The organism is Rhodococcus sp. DT1, from assembly GCF_049844875.1.
GTDB lineage: Bacteria > Actinomycetota > Actinomycetes > Mycobacteriales > Mycobacteriaceae > Rhodococcus.
Genome location: NZ_JBNCLW010000002.1, coordinates 450246 through 470696, shown reverse-complemented (window position 1 = coordinate 470696; position 20451 = coordinate 450246). Strand labels below are relative to the sequence as shown.

At 68.2% G+C, this 20451-nt stretch carries 18 protein-coding genes; 14 read left to right on the top strand and 4 right to left on the bottom strand.

Annotated elements, in window-relative coordinates; translation table 11 throughout:
• Window positions 1-49: 49 nt before the first annotated feature.
• On the bottom strand, window positions 50-1303 hold the full coding sequence (fmdA, locus tag ACLQ3J_RS06415) for a formamidase (RefSeq protein ID WP_425902591.1): 1254 nt from the start codon (window positions 1301-1303) through the stop codon (window positions 50-52).
• A 65-nt stretch (window positions 1304-1368) separates the two neighbouring features.
• Window positions 1369-1659: an FmdB family zinc ribbon protein gene (locus ACLQ3J_RS06410; RefSeq protein ID WP_425902590.1), complete on the bottom strand. Its 291-nt coding sequence runs from the start codon at window positions 1657-1659 to the stop codon at window positions 1369-1371.
• A 178-nt stretch (window positions 1660-1837) separates the two neighbouring features.
• On the opposite strand from ACLQ3J_RS06410, the gene ACLQ3J_RS06405 reads away from it, so the two are divergent.
• Window positions 1838-3076 carry an NAD(P)/FAD-dependent oxidoreductase gene (locus tag ACLQ3J_RS06405; protein WP_425902589.1) on the top strand — a complete coding sequence of 413 codons (1239 nt, stop codon included), beginning with the start codon at window positions 1838-1840 and terminating at the stop codon, window positions 3074-3076.
• Here the strand turns inward: ACLQ3J_RS06405 and ACLQ3J_RS06400 are convergent.
• Window positions 3027-3596, bottom strand: coding sequence for a PadR family transcriptional regulator (locus tag ACLQ3J_RS06400; RefSeq protein ID WP_425902588.1), 570 nt, complete (start codon window positions 3594-3596; stop codon window positions 3027-3029). The two genes, ACLQ3J_RS06405 and ACLQ3J_RS06400, sit on opposite strands and share 50 nt — an antisense overlap.
• Before the next feature lie 107 nt (window positions 3597-3703).
• Between ACLQ3J_RS06400 and ACLQ3J_RS06395 the strand changes: the two genes are divergently transcribed.
• Window positions 3704-4198, top strand: a complete 495-nt coding sequence (locus ACLQ3J_RS06395) for a DUF1707 SHOCT-like domain-containing protein (RefSeq protein ID WP_169619234.1) — start codon at window positions 3704-3706, stop codon at window positions 4196-4198.
• Here the strand turns inward: ACLQ3J_RS06395 and ACLQ3J_RS06390 are convergent.
• Window positions 4143-4577, bottom strand: a complete 435-nt coding sequence (locus tag ACLQ3J_RS06390; RefSeq protein ID WP_169619599.1) for a pyridoxamine 5'-phosphate oxidase family protein — start codon at window positions 4575-4577, stop codon at window positions 4143-4145. The two genes, ACLQ3J_RS06395 and ACLQ3J_RS06390, sit on opposite strands and share 56 nt — an antisense overlap.
• A 179-nt stretch (window positions 4578-4756) precedes the next feature.
• Here ACLQ3J_RS06390 and ACLQ3J_RS06385 point away from each other — a divergent pair, with 179 nt between their 5' ends.
• The 12 genes from ACLQ3J_RS06385 (at window position 4757) to mnhG (ending at window position 20447) form a co-directional block, all read left to right on the top strand.
• Entirely contained in the window at window positions 4757-8236 is a 3480-nt protein-coding gene (locus ACLQ3J_RS06385; protein ID WP_425902754.1) for a TM0106 family RecB-like putative nuclease, read from the top strand.
• 104 nt (window positions 8237-8340) lie between these two features.
• Window positions 8341-8805 carry an SRPBCC family protein gene (locus ACLQ3J_RS06380; RefSeq protein ID WP_169619230.1) on the top strand — a complete coding sequence of 155 codons (465 nt, stop codon included), beginning with the start codon at window positions 8341-8343 and terminating at the stop codon, window positions 8803-8805.
• A gap of 123 nt (window positions 8806-8928) precedes the next feature.
• A complete protein-coding gene (locus ACLQ3J_RS06375; protein ID WP_296550310.1) occupies window positions 8929-9657 on the top strand; it encodes a phosphatidylserine decarboxylase in 729 nt (242 codons plus the stop codon).
• 59 nt (window positions 9658-9716) lie between these two features.
• On the top strand, window positions 9717-10571 hold the full coding sequence (locus ACLQ3J_RS06370; RefSeq protein WP_296550311.1) for a CDP-alcohol phosphatidyltransferase family protein: 855 nt from the start codon (window positions 9717-9719) through the stop codon (window positions 10569-10571).
• A 20-nt stretch (window positions 10572-10591) separates the two neighbouring features.
• Window positions 10592-12781 (top strand): AAA family ATPase, encoded by a 2190-nt coding sequence (locus tag ACLQ3J_RS06365; RefSeq protein WP_296550312.1) that lies wholly within the window; start codon window positions 10592-10594, stop codon window positions 12779-12781.
• Between the two features lies 1 nt (window position 12782).
• Window positions 12783-13964: a hypothetical protein gene (locus ACLQ3J_RS06360; protein ID WP_425902586.1), complete on the top strand. Its 1182-nt coding sequence runs from the start codon at window positions 12783-12785 to the stop codon at window positions 13962-13964.
• Window positions 13965-14245: 281 nt separating this feature from the next.
• On the top strand, window positions 14246-17083 hold the full coding sequence (locus ACLQ3J_RS06355; protein WP_169651322.1) for a Na+/H+ antiporter subunit A: 2838 nt from the start codon (window positions 14246-14248) through the stop codon (window positions 17081-17083).
• Window positions 17083-17727, top strand: coding sequence for a Na(+)/H(+) antiporter subunit C (locus ACLQ3J_RS06350; RefSeq protein ID WP_169619598.1), 645 nt, complete (start codon window positions 17083-17085; stop codon window positions 17725-17727). The genes ACLQ3J_RS06355 and ACLQ3J_RS06350 overlap by 1 nt, the downstream gene beginning before the upstream one ends.
• Window positions 17724-19313, top strand: coding sequence for a Na+/H+ antiporter subunit D (locus tag ACLQ3J_RS06345; protein WP_169619220.1), 1590 nt, complete (start codon window positions 17724-17726; stop codon window positions 19311-19313). The genes ACLQ3J_RS06350 and ACLQ3J_RS06345 overlap by 4 nt, the downstream gene beginning before the upstream one ends.
• Entirely contained in the window at window positions 19313-19858 is a 546-nt protein-coding gene (locus ACLQ3J_RS06340) for a Na+/H+ antiporter subunit E (protein WP_169619597.1), read from the top strand. Before ACLQ3J_RS06345 ends, ACLQ3J_RS06340 begins: the two co-directional genes overlap by 1 nt.
• Window positions 19858-20118: a monovalent cation/H+ antiporter complex subunit F gene (locus tag ACLQ3J_RS06335; protein ID WP_169619218.1), complete on the top strand. Its 261-nt coding sequence runs from the start codon at window positions 19858-19860 to the stop codon at window positions 20116-20118. Before ACLQ3J_RS06340 ends, ACLQ3J_RS06335 begins: the two co-directional genes overlap by 1 nt.
• Complete coding sequence (gene mnhG, locus ACLQ3J_RS06330) at window positions 20115-20447, top strand: monovalent cation/H(+) antiporter subunit G (protein ID WP_169651323.1); 333 nt, start codon at window positions 20115-20117, stop codon at window positions 20445-20447. Before ACLQ3J_RS06335 ends, mnhG begins: the two co-directional genes overlap by 4 nt.
• The last annotated feature ends 4 nt before the right edge of the window (window positions 20448-20451 follow it).

Below are 20451 nucleotides of genomic sequence, written 5' to 3'. Positions count from 1 at the left end.
TCTTGTCCCCTTCGGCAGCAGAACTTTCGAACGGGATCTTAGGACGTGTTTACGCCGGTGAGCGGGGCGCCCCCGCACCGGGATCGATCCGGAACGGGCCGTCGACGCTCGGGGAGACCGGGAAGTCGAAGATCGAGGTCGGGATGTAGACGGTCGTGCACGAGTTCGGGATGTCGACGACTCCCGACAATCTGCCTTCGATGGGCGCGGCGCCGAGCAGAAGATAGGCCTGTTCCGGGGTGTAACCGAACTTGGTGAGGTAGTCGATGGCGTGCAGACACGCGCGCTGGTACGCCAGTTGCGAATCCAGGTACCGCTGTTCACCGTCGAGCGTCACCGACGTTCCGGAGAACGCCAGCCACTCCGAGAACTGCGGGTCGGTGTTGCCCGGCATGAAGATCGCGTTCTCGCTCACGCCGTAGGTCGTCATCCCGCCGGGAATGATGTCGACGCGAAGATCGATGAACCCGCCCATCTCGATGGCGCCGCAGAACGTGATCTCGCCGTCGCCCTGGGAGAAGTGCAGGTCACCGACCGACAGATTCGCGCCGTCGACGAACACGGGATAGAAGATGCGGCTGCCCTTGGTGAGGTTCTTGATGTCCTGGTTGCCGCCGTTCTCGCGCGGCGGTGCGGTACGAGCGCCCTCCCCCGCGACCCGATCGAACTCGGGGCCTGTCAGAGCACCGAGAATCGCCCCGTTCGGTTCCGGCGGAAGCGCCAGTGGCGGAACACGATCCGGGTCCGTCGCGATCAGCGCGGCCTCACGGGTGTTCCACGTCGAGAGCAGGTCGTGCGACGGGGCCGTGCCCATCAGTCCCGGATGCACGATGCCCGTGAAAGACACGTGCGGAATATGCCGGCTCGTTGCCGTCTGACCGGAGAAATCCCAGACCGCCTTGTACGCGTCGGGGAACTGGTCGGTGAGGAACCCGCCGCCGTTCGGCTTGGCGAAGATGCCGGTGTACCCCCAGCCCTGTCCCGCGAGCGGCCCGGAATCCTCCTGCGGGATGGGCCCGAGGTCGAGAATGTCGACGATCAGCAGATCCCCGGGTTTCGCACCTTCCACCGCGAACGGCCCGGACAACGCGTGCACGGTGTGCAGCGGAGCATTGCGGATGTCGTCGGCGCTGTCGTCGTTGTGGATCTCGCCGTCGAACCACTCGCGGCAGTGCACCCGGAACGAGTCTCCCGGCTTGACCGTCGCGACGGGCGGAATGTCGGGGTGCCACCGGTTGTGGCCGATCTTCTCCTGCTCGGTGAACTTGCGAGTGGAGTCGAGCGGGAAGATGACGTCGGGCAAGGGAACCTCCTGGAGTGAGCACCGGGGGCTGAGCGACCGGGGGTGCGAGCCGTATTCCGGCCAGGTCAGGGCCGGGGAAGCATTCGATGACGAGGATCGGTGGTGACCGGACGCGGTGGCGTGCGCGGACTACCGGGTATCGCACCCGACACCACAGCGGGTTCGGACGCGGTGCGCGCGGTGGAATCGAGCACGCGCATCGCCGCCGTGCGGCCGCGCCCGAGTCGTGGCGCGGTCACCGCGCGCGGTGACTCGGCGGCACACGCGGGGCACGCGGTGGTGGGGCGGACGGCGCTCATCGGAGCGGATACGTCGAACGGACCGCAGTCGACGCAGCGGTATTCGTAGAGCGGCATCGGCAACAACCCTTCGCGCGTGGGACTGCGCCGACCGTAACCGACAATCCCCCGCGACACCGGTCTCCGACGAAACTCGTTACCCGGCAGTAACACTCCCGTTGCTCACCGCGATTCGCGGCGCGCGCCGCCGGGGTCCATCATGGTGGCGGGGTCACTCGAACGACGGGAGTGCGTCATGGCAGTTCGTCGGGTGGTGGTTGTCGGCGCGGGCATGGTCGGGCTGTCGACGGCGTGGTTCCTCCAGGAACACGACCTCGAGGTGACGGTGCTGGACCGTACCGGCGTGGCAGCCGACGCCTCGTGGGGCAATGCCGGTTGGCTCGCCCCGGCACTGACATTGCCGCTGCCGGAACCGTCCGTGCTGAGGTACGGGCTTCGTTCGGTGCTCACGCCGTCATCGCCGGTATACGTGCCTTTCACCACGGACCTGCGGCTTCTGCGGTTTCTCGCGGATTTCGCCCGGCACTGCACCACGCGGCGCTGGAAGCGCTCGGCGGAGATCTTCGCCCGCACCGACCGGATCGCAACCGAGGCGTACGACGTCCTCGCAGCCGGCGGCGTGGCCGAACGGACACGGCAGGCAGACCCGTTCCTCGCCGCGTTCACGAGCGAATCCGACCGCGACCACCTGATAACGGAGTTGGACCACTCACGGGCAGCAGGCGGAGAGGTCGACTTCGAACTGCTGGATGCGGACAGCCTGCACGCGCTGGCCCCGGCGCTCGGCGACCCGGTGTGCGCGGGGTTGCGCATCCGGGGGCAGCGGTTCCTCGATCCGCCCCGCTTCATGTCGGCGCTCGCCGAGTCCGTTCGCGTCCGGGGCGGAGAGGTGGTGGCCGGCTACGAGGTGACGGCGGTACGCGACTCGGGTGGCACGGTCGAGGTCGTCTCGGCGGACGGGCGGCGGGCGGCCGCCGATGCCGTCGTGCTCGCAACCGGAGCGCGGCTCGATGCGCTTGCGCGTCCGTTCGGTGTCCGCACGCGAGTGCAGGCCGGGCGCGGTTACAGCTTCACCGTTCGTCCGGAGGAGCCACTCGACCATCCCGTCTACTTCCCTGCCCAGCGCGTGGCGTGCACGCCGCTGCACGACCGGCTCCGCATCGCCGGAATGATGGAGTTCCGCAGTCCCGACGCCCCGCTCGATCCGCGGCGGATCACGGCGATCGTCGACGCGACCCGTCCGCTCCTGCCGCGGATCGACTGGGACCGGCGGCACGAGGAGTGGGTGGGGTCGAGGCCTTGCACCGCCGACGGTCTGCCCCTGATCGGAGGCACACGTTCACCTCGGGTCTTCGTTGCGGGCGGGCACGGCATGTGGGGCGTCGCGCTGGGACCGATGACGGGCCGGATGCTGGCGAATGCGATTACCGGACATCAGGATCCGTTGTCGGCGCATTTCGATCCGCTGCGTTGACCGCTCCGCCGAGTCGCTCGTCCATGCCGCGAAGCCAGCTCAGGACAGCGCGCTCGTACGCGATGCCGAATTCGACGGTAGCGGCCGGATAGTCCGGCAGTACGTGGCTTGCCAGCAACTGTTCGTACTCGGCGAGTTGCCGTTCGTGCTCGGCCCGATAGTGGGCGAGGATCTCGACCAGCCTGTGCGCCGGCAGATGCTCGGCGAAAGCCACGGTGAGCAGAAGAGGATGCCGGATGTTCTCCGGCCCGGGATCACGCTCGAGCCAGTCGGCGAACGCGCGCCGGCCGTCGTCGGTGAGAGCGTAGGGCTTGCGGGCTCGCGGTCCCGTCTCTCCCGCTTCGATCAGGCCGTCGCGTTCCATCGCCGAGAGTTCTCGATAGACCTGGCTGGTGGTGAGCGACCAGAACTTCCCGATTCGCTCCTGCGCCGTGGCGACAAGGTCCCAACCCGTTTTGGGGCCTTCGTGGAGAAACCCCAGGAGGGACGCCGCTGTGGCGTTGAGGGGACGTCCGGCCATGCGTTTTTCCTGTCGTCGAGGGGTTGACATTCCACTGTGGCATATCCACCATGGACACACCGACATTCCACAATGGAATCTCCCTCGGAATCCTCCTGGAGGACCCCATGTCCACCGAGAATCTGCGGATATCAGAACCCGAGCGCGCGCGGTACGTCGACGAACTCGTCCGTCATGTCGGCGCCGGTCGCCTGACGGTCGACGAATTCGACCGGCGAGCAGCCCGTATCTACGCGTCCGACACCGTCGCCGAAGCACGCGAACAGTTCACCGGCCTTCCGGTGAGCATGTCGCCGGAACGCCCCTCGGCGGCCGGCCGCTCCCGCCGCCGGCTTTCGGCACACCAGCGCATCGAGTGGTCCATATGGGCGAGTGTGGGCGCGATCAACGTCCTGGTCTGGGTACTCGTCTCGCTCGCCACGACCTCGCTGGTCTACCCGTGGCCGATCTGGGTGATCGGACCGTGGGGACTCGTACTCCTCACCCGAACGGTGCTCGGCATCGAGAGCCCGTCGCACGCGCACGCCCTGCGGCACGTACGCGCTCTCAGTGGCCCCGGCGGAACTTACGGAAGTCCCAGCTGGCGATCGACTCGGGGGTGACCCGGAGCCAGGCATGCCGCCCGTCGGCAACGAATTCGTCTCTGCCCGTGTATTTCCGGGCGAACGCCAGTTCGACCCCGTGAAGCGTGCCATCCGGATCCGTTCCGCGGGGCACATCACCGACGGCCCGTACGGCGCCTCGGATCTCCACTCCCCGCAGGTCTCCGAACTCGACCCCGCCGTCGACGACGACGGCAATACGCGGATCGCGCTCGAGATCGGTCCACCGCTGGCTTCGCACCACCGAATTGAGCCAGACGAACGTCCCGTCCCACACGAACCACAGCGGAGCCACGTGCGGACTGCCGTCCTTACCGACGGTCGCGACCCGGCACGTCCTCTCCTCCGAGAGAAAGGCGTCGATCTCCTCTGCGGTCATGGCGATCGCCCGACCCCGCCGCTGCTGCCGGACCACTCCGTCTGACGTCACACGAGCCTCCCAAGAATCGTATTCTCCATTTTGGGATAGATGCTCTCACCGCAACGGCGCCGACACAACGGCAACCGTGTCGGCGGTCTCTGCGATAGTCGGTGACATCACACGGGGGAGGCGGCGCGATGTTCCTGCTCGACAACGTACTGGTCTACAGTGCCCGCGATCTCGCTGCCGCAGCCTCGTGCGAGTTCGCCGTGCTCTGCGAACTCGACGCCGTTCTCGGGCTCGCGCGGCAGACCCCGGCTGCCGACGATCCGATGCTCGAACGCACCGCGCGACTCGGCAGTCGTCACGAACAGCGGATCCTTGCCGATTTCCGTGCCGAACACGGGTCGGGCGTCGTCGAGATCCCCCGCCCCGAGTACACGACAGGTGGGCTGGCCGAGGCTGCCCATGCCACCCTCTCGGCCGTGCGGGACGGTGCCCCCGTCGTCTACCAGGGCGCGTTCTTCGACGGGCGCCTCGTCGGGTTCTGCGATTTCCTCGTCCGGGAAGGCGACGCCTACGCGGTATACGACACCAAGCTCTCCCGGCACGCCAAGGTCGAGGCGCTGCTGCAACTCGCCGCGTACGCCGATGCACTCGAGGGCAGCGGGGTGCCCGTCGCCACGCACACCCGTCTGATTCTCGGTCAAGGAATCGTGTCCTCCCACTCGTACGCCGATATCGCCCCGGTATACAAGCGTCGGCGTGCCCATCTGGAGACACTCGTCGACGAGCACCGCCGCACCGGCGCACCCGCCCGGTGGGAAGCGGGGCACCACACTGCCTGCGGACGATGCGACACGTGCCGCTCACATCTCCGGACGCACCGCGACCTCCTGCTCGTCGCGGGGATGCGGGCCACCCAGCGCGCACGCCTGCGCACCGGCGGGGTGTCGACCATCGACGACCTCGCCGCGCGGAGCGAGCCGGTGGAAGGGTTGTCGCACCGGACATTCGGATCGCTGCGTGCGCAAGCCAGGGCACAGCTCACGCAAGAGCGGACGGGTACCCCGTTCGCCGAGGTATTCGACGCCGCTCCTCTCGGCTCGCTTCCCGCACCCGACGACGGCGACATCTTCTTCGACTTCGAAGGCGATCCGCTGTGGTGCGAGGACGGCAACCCGGACTGGGGGCTCGAGTATCTGTTCGGAGTCGTCGAAGGCCGCGCAGGAACCCTTGCCTTCCGCCCGTTCTGGGCACACAACCGCAGCGACGAGCGACGGGCGCTGCTCGACTTTCTCGAGTACGTCGCCGAACGCCGCCGGAAACACCCGCGAATGCACGTCTACCACTACGCGGCATACGAGAAGTCTGCGTTGCTCCGACTGGCCGGGCGGCACGGAGCCGGAGAAGACGCGGTCGACCAACTCCTACGTGACGGCGTACTCGTCGACCTGTATCCCCTTGTGCGGGGGTCGATCCGGATCGGAGCATCGTCGTACAGCATCAAGAAGCTCGAACCGCTGTACATGGACGGCCGCGGAGGAGACGTGGTCGATGCCGGTGCCTCGATCGTCGCGTACGCCGACTACTGCGACCTGCGCGACGCAGGACTGTCGGATCGGGCGCAGCAGATGCTCGACTCCATTGCCGCATACAACGAGGCCGATTGCGTCTCCACGGTGAAATTGCGGAACTGGCTGCTCGACCGGGCCCGCGAACACGGCATCGCGCCGACGGGCGCTGTCCACGATGAAGCGAGGCCGGAAGCCGAACCGCGCCCGGAGGAAACGCGTCTTTTCGCCTACGCGGGCGACGCAACGACGGGCAATCGCACCCACGACCAGCAAGCGGCCGCGCTCATGGCGGCCTCGCTCGGATACCACCGCCGTGAGCGGAAACCGTTCTGGTGGGCGCATTTCGATCGGCTGGCGGCGCCGGCGGACGAATGGGCCGACACCGGCGACACCCTGATCGCGTCGTCGGTCACGCTCGACGCCGACTGGCACAAGGCCACGCCGCGACAGCGAAAATTGCGACGGCGTGTGCGTCTCGTCGGCGATTTCGATACCGGAAGCACACTGCGGCCGAAGGACAAGGTGTTCCTGCTGTACGAGTCTCCCGGCCCGGAGGGACTGCCCAGCGGAGGCGCGGGCACTCGGTCGTGGTCGAGCGCCGAGGTGGTGGAACGGACGGTCGACCCGCATTTCCACGATGTGCTCGTCGTCGAGGAACTGCTGCAGCGCGACGAGCACTCGTCGCTGCCGATGGCGGTGACGCCCGGAAGCCCGATCCCGTCGACCAGCCTCGAGGCTGCGATCGAATCGGCCGCCTCGGCAATGTGCGACCAACTGCCCACACTCCCCCGCACGGCGGCCGTGGACGTGCTGCGCCGCATCCCGCCGCGTACCCGGTCGGGGGCCGGACTGCCCGAGGTCGAGGACGCCGATTTCGCGGCAGCGATCACCGCCGCGGTTCTCGACCTCGACGAGTCGTACCTGGCGGTGCAGGGCCCACCGGGCACCGGAAAGACCTACACCGGATCGCGGGTCGTCGCAGCGCTGGTGCGCGAACACGGATGGCGCATCGGCGTGGTCGCCCAATCGCACTCGGTGGTCGAGAACATGCTGGACGGCATCGTCGCTGCCGGCGTCCCCGGAGACCGGGTGGTGAAGGCCAAAACCAAGACCGCCGACCCGGCGTGGACCGCGGTGCCCGATGCCCGGAGTGTGGCCTCGTACCTGAACGCGAGCGAGGGTGGATGCGTCGTCGGCGGTACGGCATGGGATTTCACCAACCCGCAGTGCATCGAGCCCGGCAGTCTCGATCTGCTCGTCGTCGACGAGGCGGGACAGTTCTGCCTGGCGAACACGGTTGCGGTCGCTCGCGCCGCACAGAACCTGCTGCTCCTCGGCGACCCCCAGCAGTTGCCCCAGGTCAGCCAGGGGACACATCCGGAAGCGGTGGACGAATCCGCTCTCGGGTGGCTCGCGGAAGGACACGGCGCACTCCCCGCGGAGCGCGGTTACTTCCTGTCGCTGACATGGCGCATGCATCCGGACCTCTGCGCGCGAGTGTCCGACCTGTCGTACGACGGCAGACTGCTGTCCAAGACAGAGGTGACGTCCGCGCGGGCACTCGACGGGGTGCTGCCCGGCGTCCACACGGTCCGGGTCGACCATCGGGGCAACGCCACCTGCTCCGAGGAGGAGAGCACAGAAATCGTCGGACAGGTCGAAAAGTTGCTGGGTGCTGCATGGACGGGCGACCCTGATATGCCGGCGCGTCCCCTCGACGAGGCCGACATCCTCGTCGTGGCGCCGTACAACGCGCAGGTCGCCTCCATCCGCACGGCACTGTCCGCTGCCGGTCTCGAGCGCGTCCCCGTCGGAACCGTCGACAAATTCCAAGGGCGACAGGCGGCGGTGGTCCTGGTATCGATGACCGCGTCTGCGCTCGAGGACGTTCCTCGGGGCATGTCGTTTCTCTTGTCGAGGAACAGGCTGAACGTGGCTCTGTCGCGTGGGCAGTGGTGCGCGATCGTCGTGCAATCGGGAGTTCTGACCGACTACCTTCCGACAACTCCCGACGCGCTCGCCGAACTCGGCGCATTCCTTCGCCTCACCGGCGGTTGCGATGACCCGGCTACGTCGCCACGCCCGGAGGCGCGCCGGTGACCCGCGACACAATGTCCGCTACGATCGACGCACATCTGTAACCGGAAGTATCAGATATCGGCGCCGGTAGACCGGAACCGAACCGACGAGCACAGGAGTCCCCCGTGTCCCAGACCCTCGAAGCCACCGTCGACATCGCCGCATCACCCGAGCGCGTATGGAGTGTGATCTCCGACCTGAAGCGCATGGGCGAGTGGAGCCCTCAGTGCCGAAAAATGATCATTCGGGGTGGCACCGTCGCGCGCGGCACCAAAACGATCAACATCAACAAGAAGGGCCTGCTCGTGTGGCCCACCACCTCGAAGGTCATCGCCTTCGAACCCGGACGCGAACTGCGGTTCCGCATCAACGAGAACCGGTCGATCTGGTCGTTCACCCTGGAGCCCACGGCGACCGGAACGCGGATCGTGCAGCGTCGCGAAGCACCGCAGGGCACCAGCAAGGTGTCGCAGACCCTCATCAAATACGTTCTGGGGGGCAGCGAACCGTTCGACGACGACATGATCCAGGGAATGAACGCGACCCTCGCACGCATCAAGAACGAGGTCGAAGCCGGAGCCACCGTCTGACGCTTCGGCTCCGCGCATCCCCGACGTCGCTCACGTACCCTGTGGTAGCCCAAGGCCTTGCGGCCGGGTAGCCCGCGGCCCCCGGCCGTGGCGACACACCGAACGCGACACATAAGAGGAGCCGTGGCACGTAAGCCGTCCCCCGCCGGAGAACCCCCCACCAGCGGTATAGCCCACGTCGTCGATCTGGTCCGGCACGTGATTCCGCCGCTCCACCCCGGAGGCGTCCCGTTCGTCGCCGCGCCCCTGGCGGTAGCCGCTCTCGGCCGCCGCCACAAGTGGGTGCGGCGCGCCGGCCTGGCGTCTGCGGCTGCCACAGCCACCTTTTTCCGGCATCCGCATCGGGTACCGCCGAACCGGGTCGGCGTCGTCGTGGCTCCCGCCGACGGCGAGGTCGCGCTCGTCGATACCGCAGCGCCTCCCGCCGAACTCGGTCTCGGCACAGAGCCCCGCCCGCGGGTGAGCATCTTCCTGTCGGTGCTGGACGTGCATGTACAGCGCAGCCCCGTCGGCGGCACCGTACGAAAGGTCGTGCACACGCCGGGCAAGTTCCTCTCCGCCGACCTCGCCGATGCGAGCGAAGTGAACGAGCGCAACAGCATGCTGCTCGAAACACGGGACGGGTGCGAGGTCGTGGTCGTGCAGATCGCCGGCCTGCTCGCCCGCCGGATCGTGTGCGACGCACAGATCGGCGACACCCTTCCGATCGGCGACACGTACGGCCTCATCCGCTTCGGGTCGCGCGTCGATACCTACTTCCCGCCCGGGAGCACACTGCTCGTCGAGCGCGGCCAGCGCACAATCGGCGCCGAGACGGTGATCGCGCAGTTGCCGACTACGCCGCTGTCGTGAATCCTCCCGGTCCGGCAGTCCGCCCGGCCCCGGTTCGGAAGACCCGTAACCGGCCGCAGGTGGTCCGCCTACTCCCCAGTGTCATCACGATTCTCGCGTTGTCGGCGGGTCTGTCGGCGGTGAAGTTCGCACTCGACGGACAACTCGGCACCGCCATCGGACTTGTCGGCGCTGCCGCCGTCCTCGATTCGCTGGACGGCCGCATCGCGCGCATGCTCGATGCGACCAGCAAGATCGGCGCCGAACTCGATTCGTTGTCCGACGCCATCGCCTTCGGTGTCGCGCCCGCACTCGTCCTGTACGTGACGCTGCTCGACGGCAGCGCGTTCGGCTGGATCGTCGCGTTGCTGTACGCAGTGAGCATCGTGCTGCGACTGGCCCGATTCAACACACTGCTCGAAGACGACAGCGTGCCGGCGTACGCGCGCGAGTACTTCGTGGGCGTGCCGTCCCCTGCGGGCGCGCTCGTCGCGCTCGCTCCGGTCGCCGCCTACATCCAGTGGGGTGACGGCTGGTGGTCGTCGATGCCGCTCGTCGCGGTGTGGACCTTGATATCGGCGGCCCTGATCGTCAGCCGGGTACCCACCCTCGCGATGAAGTCCGCATCGGTGCCCGCGCGGCTGGCCGTGCTGCTCCTCGCCCTCGTCGCCGTCGCGGCTGCTGCGCTCGTCACCTACCCGTTCGTCCTGATGATCGTGCTCGTGGGCGTCTACCTGCTGCACATCCCCTTCGCCATCCGATCCAAGCGTTGGGTCGCGGCGCGGCCCGAGACATGGGACATCAAACCGGCGGAACGACGCGCGATCCGTGCCCGAACCCGTGCCGCTCGGCCACACCGCGCGGGCGCCCGCCGGGTGACCACGACAGCACGGTCGGCGACGCGCCTGGGCCTGCGTCGTCCCCGCGGGGAGTGAGCACGTTCTAGGCTCGGCGCGTGACCTCTCCACAACTCGCGCTGACCGTCCGACTCAACACCTCCGCGGCCGACGCGCGCCGCGGCGTCGTCCGCCTCCACGCGGAGGCTCTCGCCGCTCTGGGGATCCGGGAATGGGACGCGATCGCGCTGGTGGGGGCACGGCGCACCGCCGCGGTCGCGGGGCTCGCGCCACCCGGGACACCCACCGGCACGATCCTGCTCGACGACGTGACGCTGTCGAACACCGGACTCCGTGAGGACGCCACGGTCGTCGTCGAATCCGTCACCGTGTACGGCGCCCGCACCGTGACGGTCACCGGATCTGCACTCGCGCGACAGTCGATTTCCGACGCCACGTTGCGACAGGCGCTGCTCGGCAAGGTCCTCACCGTCGGTGACGCGGTCTCGCTTCTCCCCCGTGACCTCGGTCCGGGAACGAGCAGTGCCGACACGACGCGGACGCTGTCCCGGACGTTCGGGGTCGCGTGGACGTCGGAACTGCTCACCGTGACCACGGTCGATCCTCAGGGTCCGGTGAGCGTGCAGCCCAACAGCGCGGTCACGTGGCGAAGTGGCGCCGGAACCGGTGGGGGCACCGCTCCCGCCGTCGTCCACGACGCGGGGATCACCCGCACTCCCGACCCGGCCCCCGCTCCTCCGCCGCCTCCGGTGGAAGACCTCGTCGGCGTACAGCCGCAGGTCGCCAAGCTCAGCGAATGGCTCACCCTCGCGCTCGACGAACCCGAACTGCTCCGGACGCTCGGTGCGTCGCCGCACCTGGGCGTACTGGTGACCGGCCCCGCCGGCGTCGGCAAAGCGACGTTCGTGCGCTCGGTCCTCGCGAGCAGGCGGGTCTTCGAACTCGACGGTCCCGGCATCGGCGCGCTCGCGGCCGACGAGCGCCTGCGCCGCGTCGCCGCCGCCGCACAGGACGTCCGCAGTGGTGGCGTCCTGCTGGTCACCGATGCCGATGCGCTTCTTCCCTCCGACGCCGAGCCCGTCGCCACGCTGATCCTGGAGGAACTCCGGCGCGCGGTGGACACCCCCGGTGTCGCACTCGTCGTCACGACCGCCCATCCCGACGACCTCGACGCCCGGGTCCGCGCGCCCGAAATCTGCGATCGTGAGCTGTCGCTGCCACTACCCGACGGCACCACGCGACGCGCGTTGCTCGAGGTGCTGCTGCGCACGGTTCCGTCGGCAGACCTCGACCTGCCGGCAGTCGCCGGCCGTACCCCGGGCTTCGTCGTCGCGGACCTCGCCGCACTGTGCCGCGAGGCCGCACTCCGCGCGGCCTCCCGCGCGAGCCGCGCCGCGGACGAGCCGAAACTCACCCAGGACGACCTGATCGGTGCCCTCGAGGTCATCCGCCCGCTGTCGCGATCGGGAACCGAGGAGCTCGCGATCGGCAGCGTCAGCCTCGACGACGTCGGTGACATGGTCGAAACCAAGCAGGCACTGACGGAAGCCGTGCTGTGGCCGTTGCAGCATCCCGATTCGTTCGCCCGGCTCGGGGTCGATCCGCCGCGAGGTGTGCTGCTCTACGGGCCGCCCGGCTGTGGCAAGACCTACCTGGTCCGGGCACTCGCCGGCACCGGACAGCTGAGTGTGCACGCGGTCAAGGGCGCCGAGCTGATGGACAAGTGGGTCGGTGCGTCGGAGAAGGCCGTGCGCGAACTCTTCCAGCGTGCCCGCAACTCCGCCCCGGCGCTCGTGTTCCTCGACGAGGTCGACGCACTCGCACCGCGGCGCGGGCAGAGTTCGGATTCGGGTGTCGCGGATCGGGTCGTCGCGGCACTGCTGACCGAGCTCGACGGCGTGGAACCGCTCCGGGACGTCGTCGTGGTGGCCGCGACGAACCGTCCGGATCTCATCGATCCGGCACTGCTGCGTCCCGGCAGGCTCGAACGGCTGGTGTTCGTACCGCCGCCCGACGCCGAGGCCCGCGCCGCCATCCTCGAAACGGCCGGCCGGTCCGTCCCGCTGGCCGACGACGTGAACCTTGGGGACCTCGCCCGGCAACTCGACGGGTATTCGGCGGCGGATTGTTCCGCACTGTTGCGTGAGGCCGCGCTCGCCGCGATGCGCCGCAACGTGGATGCCGCGGTGGTGACCTCCGAGGACATGGCCGTGGCGCGCGACAAGGTGCGTCCGTCACTCGACCCGGTGCAGGTCGAGCACCTGCGCACGTACGCCGAGGGTCGCTGACGTGTCTCCCGCCTCGACGGCCGTGCGGCTCGCCGATCCGGTGTCCACGCTCGCCGCGGTCGCTGCTGCGGCGGCGGCCGTCATGGTGCTCGCCGTCGGTGACTCCGTCCTGCCCGCGGGTACGAGCAACGACTACACGCCGGTGATCACCGCTGTGCTCGCGGTGCTGGCCGCGACCGGGCTGCAGCGGTCGGGTTCGCGGCGGACCGCGTGGGCGATCGGGGCGGGTGCCGTTCTGGTGCTCGGCTCGGTGCGGTACATCGTTCCGGTCGACGCATCGTCCGAGACGCTCGCCGTCGTGGGATTCGTGGCGGCCGCGACCACCGGTGTGCTGCTCGGCTCGGCGGCCGCCGGGGCGTGGGGTTCGGCGAGCGGCCAGTGGGCGCTCGTCGCCGGGGCCTGGTCGGCTTTTCTCACGGCAGCGGCCGTGGGTGCGGTGGTGCCGGTCGCGGTGATGCGCTGGACAGTGCCGCAGTGGCTGTTGGTGCTCGCACTCGTCACGCTGGTCGGCGCCGCGATTACCGCCCGGCCCGGGATGCGCGTGCAACGGCTGGACCCACGGGTGTCCGTCATCGCGGTCGTGGCAGCCGGTGTCCTCACGCTCGGCTACCGGCTTCTCGCTGATCTCGTCACGTCGCAGGCGGCCGAAACCGCCGTGCGGATGTGGCTCGTCGTGGTTGTGGCCCTCCTTGCGATCGTGATCGCAGCCGAGATCACCGCCCGCCTCCTCCCGCCGGGCAACGACCGGTTCGTGCTCGCCGCCACCGGGGCGGTCGCTGCGGGATATCCGATCGTTGTCGAACTGTGGGCGGGCGCACCTCGGTGGGTTCTCCTGGTCACGGTCGGTGCCGTACTCGTGGGGGTTCGTCTCGCCCGGTACTTCCCCAGCCCACTCGCCGGATTCGCGGTCGCGATGGTCGTGTCCGTGGCCGCGGTCTGGTTTCCCGAAGAGATCGGCGAGGGAATTCCGCTCGTGGTGCGTGCCGCGCTCGTCGCCGCCGGGACCGGTCTCGCCCTCGCCGCGTCACTGCCGGGATCGGCATCGATCGCGGCGCTGGGGCTCGCGCTCCCCGTGCCGGCCGCGGCAGTGATCGGAGCGGTGTGGGTGTTGCCGGCCGACCCACGGTGGATCGTGCTCGCGCTCGCCGCGACCGTCGGCGCGTGTGCGTGGCAGGTGCGGTAGCCCGATCGGCCTATCGGGTGCCCGGGCGACTCTCCAATTCGATGACAGGTACATCCAATTCGGCGAACCGCGCAGGCACGTGATGCGAAGGGCGTTTCCACCCGATTCGCAAGCGTGCGAAGCCAACCGTTAAGATGGACTCATTCCGTTTCGCCTACTAGAGGCAGAACGAACGCATGTCGGGGCGTCCCGCGTTTCGGCATTGTGCCGTATTTCTTGACAAACGTGTTACGCCGCACAGTCAGACACCGCCGCCTGGCTCGACCCCGACGGAGTGCCTTTTGCTCGCCATACTCTTCGCTCACGCGGTTGCCGCTCTGCTGGCGCCGTCTCTGGTCAGAGTCATGGGGAGAAACGCCTTCCTGCCGCTGGCACTCGTGCCGCTGGGCAGCCTGGGCTGGGTCATCGCGAACTGGGGAACCGAGCAGCGGGTGCAGATCCCGTGGGCGACCTCGCTGTCGATGGATATCGACCTCCGGTTCGATGCGCTCGCCTCGATCATGTGCCTGCTGGTGCTCGGCATCGGATCGCTGATCCTGCTCTACTGCTCCCGCTACTTCGACGACGACGAACCTCGGCTCGGGCTGTTCGCCGCGGAGATGGTCGCCTTCGCCGGAGTGATGTTCGGCCTGGTCGTCAGCGACAACATGCTGCTGCTCTACACCTTCTGGGAACTGACGACCGTGTTGTCGTTCCTGCTGGTCGGCCACTACGCGGAGCGAGCATCGAGCCGCCGTGCGGCGACGCAGGCACTCCTGGTCACGACCGCCGGCGGTCTCGCAATGCTCGTCGGCATCATCATCCTCGGGCAGATGGTGGGCAGCTACAACCTGTCGGCGGTCGTGGAGGCTGCTCCGCACGGTTGGCTGGCGGGGGTTGCCATCGTGCTCGTCCTCATCGGCGCGCTGTCGAAGTCGGCCGTGGTCCCCCTGCACTTCTGGCTGCCCGGCGCGATGGCGGCACCCACCCCGGTGTCCGGTTACCTGCATGCCGCCGCCATGGTCAAGGCCGGCATCTACCTCGTCGCAAGGCTGGCGCCCGGCTTCGCGGACAGCGCCGCATGGCGACCGATCGTCATCGGACTCGGTCTCGCCTCGATGATCCTCGCCGGCTGGCGAGCGTTCCGGGCCTTCGACCTCAAACTGATCCTCGCGTTCGGCACGGTCAGTCAGCTCGGCTTCCTCACCGCACTCGTCGGGATCGGCAGTCGTGAAGCGGCACTGGCCGGGCTCACCATGGTGATTGCGCACGCGATGTTCAAGGCATGCCTGTTCATGGTCGTGGGCGTCATCGACCACTCGACGGGCACCCGCGACATCCGCAAGCTCGCCCACCTCGGCAAGGCGACGCCGCTGCTCGCCGGAGTCGCGGTACTGGCCGCTGCCAGCATGGCCGGGCTACCACCGCTCATCGGCTTCGTCGCGAAGGAAGCTGCGCTCGAGGGCGCACTCGTCGCCGACGTCCTGCCCGAGTGGGCGAGGGTGGCCACCACCGCCGGCATCGTGGTCGGTTCGATCCTCACGCTCGCCTACAGCATCCGGTTCATCTGGGGCGCGTTCGGCCGCAAGCAACTCAAGCGCCCGAGTCCGGCGGTGCAGAACGTGCACGCCCCCGGGTGGCTGCTGATGTCGGCGCCCACCGCGCTTGCCGTCGCCGGTCTCGCCGCCGGGTTCGGCGCGTCGTGGATCGACGGGCTGGTCACCCCCTACGCCGACACGCTCCCGTCCGGGCTCTCGAAGACCTACCATCTCGCGCTGTGGCACGGGCCGACGTTGCCGCTGGGTCTCACGGCAGTGGTGATCGCGGGCGGTACGGCACTGTTCCTCGCGCACCGCACCATCGCGCGACTCAAGTTCGAGCATCCGCCCCTCGGCAACGCCGACCGGATGTACGACGCGACGCTGCGCGGCATGGACCTGTTGTCGCTGCGGCTCACCGGCTTCCTCCAGCGGGGTTCGCTGCCGCTCACCCAGGCGACGATCCTCGTCACGCTCACGTTGCTCCCGACCATTCTCATGTTCGTGTTCGGGGTGGGCACCATGCCGGAGACGCGCCTCTGGGACACCCCGTGGGAGCTGGCGGTCGGCGTAATCGTCGCCGGTGCCGCGATCACCGCAACCGTGCTGCGCAACCGCCTCGGCGGCGTTCTGGTCGTCGGCGTCACCGGCTACGGTCTCGGTCTGCTCTTCGCGATGCACGGAGCGCCCGACCTCGCCTTGACGCAGTTCCTCGTCGAGACCGTCACCCTCGTGATGTTCGTGTTGGTGCTGCGGAAGCTGCCTCCCGAGTCCGACCCGGCAACCGATGCCCAGAGCAGGCTGCCGCGGGCACTGCTCGGCATCGCAGTCGGCCTGGTCGTGACGGGTATCGGTGTCTACGCGGTCGCCGCGCGCAGCGCCGACCCCATCTCGTTGCTGCTTCCCGACGCCGCGTACAACATGGGCGACGGCAAGAACGTCGTCAATGTGCTCCTCGTCGACATCCGCGCCTGGGACACCCTCGGCGAGATCTCGGTGCTGCTGGTCGCCGCGACGGGCGTCGCCAGCCTGGTGTTCCGAACCCGCCGCTTCGGCACCGCACCCCGCGTGTCGGATGCGCCCGCCGCGCAGCTCGATGCGGCATCGGCGAACAACGACACGACGTGGCTGCTGGGCGGTGACCTCATCGATCCGCGATACCGGTCGCTGGTCCTCGAGGTCACGACCCGTCTGGTGTTCCCCACCATGATGGTGCTGTCGGTGTACTTCTACTTCTCCGGGCACAACGCCCCCGGTGGCGGTTTCGCCGGCGGGCTCGTCGCAGGCTTGGCGCTCGTGCTGCGTTACCTGGCCGGAGGTCGCTACGAGCTCGGAGAGGCGGTTCCCATCGACGCCGGAAAGATCCTCGGTCTCGGTCTCACCCTCGCCGCCGGCACGGCCCTGGTGTCCGTGCTGCTCGGCGCCCCGGCGCTGTCGTCGGCGACCCTGCAGTTCACCCTGCCGGTGCTCGGCGACATCAAGATCGTGACCGCCCTGTTCTTCGATCTCGGCGTGTACCTGATCGTCGTCGGACTGATCCTCGACGTGCTGCGCAGTCTCGGCGCGCGACTCGACGCCGAGGTCGTGGGGGCAAAGCGATGATGACCGCGAACCTCACCCTGATGGGCGTCGTCGGCGTGTTCGCCGCGTGCGGTGTCTACATGCTCCTCGAACGCAGCATCATCAAGATGCTGCTGGGGCTGCTCCTCATCGGCAACGCCATCAATCTGCTGATCCTCACGCTCTCCGGCCCGTCGGGCAAAGCCCCGATCGTCGGCACGGAGAGCGACTTGCACGAGGACATGGCCGACCCGCTGGCCCAGGCGATGATCCTGACGTCCATCGTGATCACGATGGGTATCGCGGCGTTCGTGCTGGCCCTGACGTACCGGTCGTACACGTTCCGTGCTCGCGACGAGATCGAGAACGACCCCGAAGACACCTTGGTGTCGCGGCGGCGCAGTCCGGCGGAAGCGCCGGTGCGCGACCGCTCCGACGACCCGCTCACCGGCGAGCCCAGCAAGAGCGGCGACGCCTTCGACGCCGAAGGCAACCCGATTCCCCTCGAGGCACTCACCAACATCGAGGACCTCGAGGTGTACGAAGACCTGCACGACGGCGATTTCGACGACCCCACCGACTCCGCGTACGACCCGATCCACAGCGGTGCGGAACCGCACACCAGCGGTTCGGGCGAGGACAGCGACCGGCACGACGACACACACGGAGAGGGTGACCGCCGATGATATTGACCTCGGCCGCCCTCATCCCGCTACCCGTCCTCATCCCGCTGCTCGCAGCCGCCGTCACCCTGATCCTCGGCCGCCGGCCGCGTGCCCAGCGCGGAATCACCGTGTTCGCGTTGGTCGCGACGCTCGTCGTCGCGGTTGCGCTGCTGTACTTCGCCGACCGTGACGGCATCGAAGTGATGCAGGTCGGCGGGTGGGAAGCGCCCATCGGTATCTCCCTGGTGGTCGACCGTCTCGCCGCGCTGATGCTCGTCGTGTCGGCGATCGTCTTGCTGTCGGTGATGCTCTTCGCGGTCGGGCAGGGCATCCACGACGGCGACGAACAACAGCCGGTCTCCATCTTCCTGCCGACCTACCTCGCCCTCACCGCGGGCGTGAACATCGCGTTCCTCGCCGGTGACCTCTTCAATCTGTTCGTCGGATTCGAGGTACTTCTCGCGGCATCGTTTGTGCTGTTGACCATCGGGGCGAGCGCCGACCGCGTCCGGGCCGGTGTCTCGTACGTGATGGTGTCGATGGTGTCGTCGATGGTGTTCCTCGCCGGCATGGGATTCGCCTACGCCGCGACGGGCACCTTGAACCTCGCCCAGATGGCGGTCCGGATGGACGACGTGCCCGAAGGCACCCGTGCGGCGATCTTCGGCGTCCTGCTCGTCGCGTTCGGCATCAAGGCGGCGGTGTTCCCGTTGTCGTCGTGGCTTCCCGACTCGTACCCCACCGCTCCCGCACCCGTCACCGCCGTGTTCGCCGGGCTGCTCACGAAAGTGGGTGTCTACGCGATCATCCGTGCCCACACCCTGCTGTTCCCCGGCGGCGAACTCGACGGGGTGCTGATGGTTGCGGGCCTGCTGACGATGGTCGTCGGCATTCTCGGCGCGATCGCCCAGAACGACATCAAACGTCTGCTGTCGTTCACCCTGGTCAGCCACATCGGCTACATGGTGTTCGGTATCGCGCTGTCGTCCGAGACGGGCCTGGCCGGCGCGGTGTTCTACGTGGGCCACCACATTCTCGTGCAGACGACCCTGTTCCTCGTCGTCGGCCTGATCGAGCGGCAGGCCGGTTCGGCATCGCTGCGCCGCCTCGGCGGGCTCGCCCTCGCCAGCCCGCTGCTCGCAGTGTTGTTCCTGATCCCGGCGCTCAATCTCGGCGGCATCCCGCCGTTCTCCGGATTCATCGGCAAGGTCGCGTTGCTGCAGGCCGGCGCCGAGGACGGCTCGGTTCTCGCGTGGCTGCTCGTCGGCGGCAGCGTGCTGACCAGTCTTCTCACCTTGTACGTCGTGGCGCGGATCTGGACGAAGGCGTTCTGGCGGGCCCGCGCCGACGCTCCCGAGGGCGAACTCGCCGACATCGGTCCCTCCGCGCTCATCGACGAATCCGAAACGGACATCCTTCTCGAGGAGCGCGAGGACGTGGGCAAGATGCCCCGCGCGATGCTCGTGCCGACCATCTGGCTCGTGACGATCGGCGTGTCGCTGACGGTGTTCGCGGGTCCGCTTCTCGATATCAGCCACCGCGCCGCCGAGAACCTGCTGGACCGCTCGGTGTACATCGAAGCCGTGCTGGGAGGTGACGGACGATGATGAAACGCGCCAACGTCGTCAGGCTGTTCGTGCTCGGCTGGATGACCTTCGTGTGGGTGCTGCTGTGGGGCACCTTCAGTATCGCCAACATCCTCGGCGGACTGGTCGTGTCGATCATCGTCATGGTGCTGCTACCGCTCCCGCGCGTTCCCGTCGAGGGCAGAGTGCACCTGTTGTCGGCAGTCCGGCTGGGTATGTACATCTTCATCGAATCGATGCGCTCGACGGTGTCCGTGGGCTGGCTCGCGATCCGTCCGGCGCCACCTCCGGTGACCGGTGTCCTGCGCTGCCGTCTGACCATCAAGTCCGACCTGGTGCTCACACTGTGGACGGACATCATGAACAACATCCCCGGCACGATGGTTCTCGAGATCGACCAGGTGCGCCGCATCGTGTACGTCCACGTCCTGGACGTGAGCACCGACCGCGCGGTGTCGGACTTCTACCGTTCGGCACGACTGATCGAACGCCTCCTGATCAGGACGTTCGAGCGCGATTCCGAATGGCAGCCGAGCCCCTGGCGAAGCGGAACGGAGAGTATCTGATGACCGTGCTGCTGGTGATCTCCGGCGTGCTCTTGTTCGTGTCGGCGGTCCTGATCTGTTACCGGGCCTTCGGCGGCCCCAATTCGCTCGACCGGTTGGTCGGTGTCGACGCCCTGCTGGCGATCGCGATCTGCGGGCTCGCCGTCTGGGCGGTCTACAGTCGCGACACCACCGTCGCGCCCGCGATCGTCGCGCTGGCGCTCGTCGGATTCATCGGGTCGGTATCCATCGCCCGCTTCCGGGTGCGTGACGAACAATGAGCACAGTTCTCGACCTGATCGGCCACATCCTGATTCTCATCGGGGCAGTCGTCTCGTTCACCGCGGCGATCGGGGTGGTGCGCTTCCGCGACACCCTCTCGCGGATGCACCCCGCGACGAAGCCGCAGGTGATCGGGCTCCTCTTCGTGCTCGGCGGGGCGATGCTGATCCTGCGCGGGTCGGTGGATATCTGGATGATGGCGCTCGCCGGCATGTTCATGGTGCTGACCGCACCGGTGATCGCGCACCGGGTGGGACGCATCGCCTACCGGGAACAGCTCGGCCGGGACGGACTGCTCGAAGAGGAGTTCCCCGGCGACGGAACCTGACCGG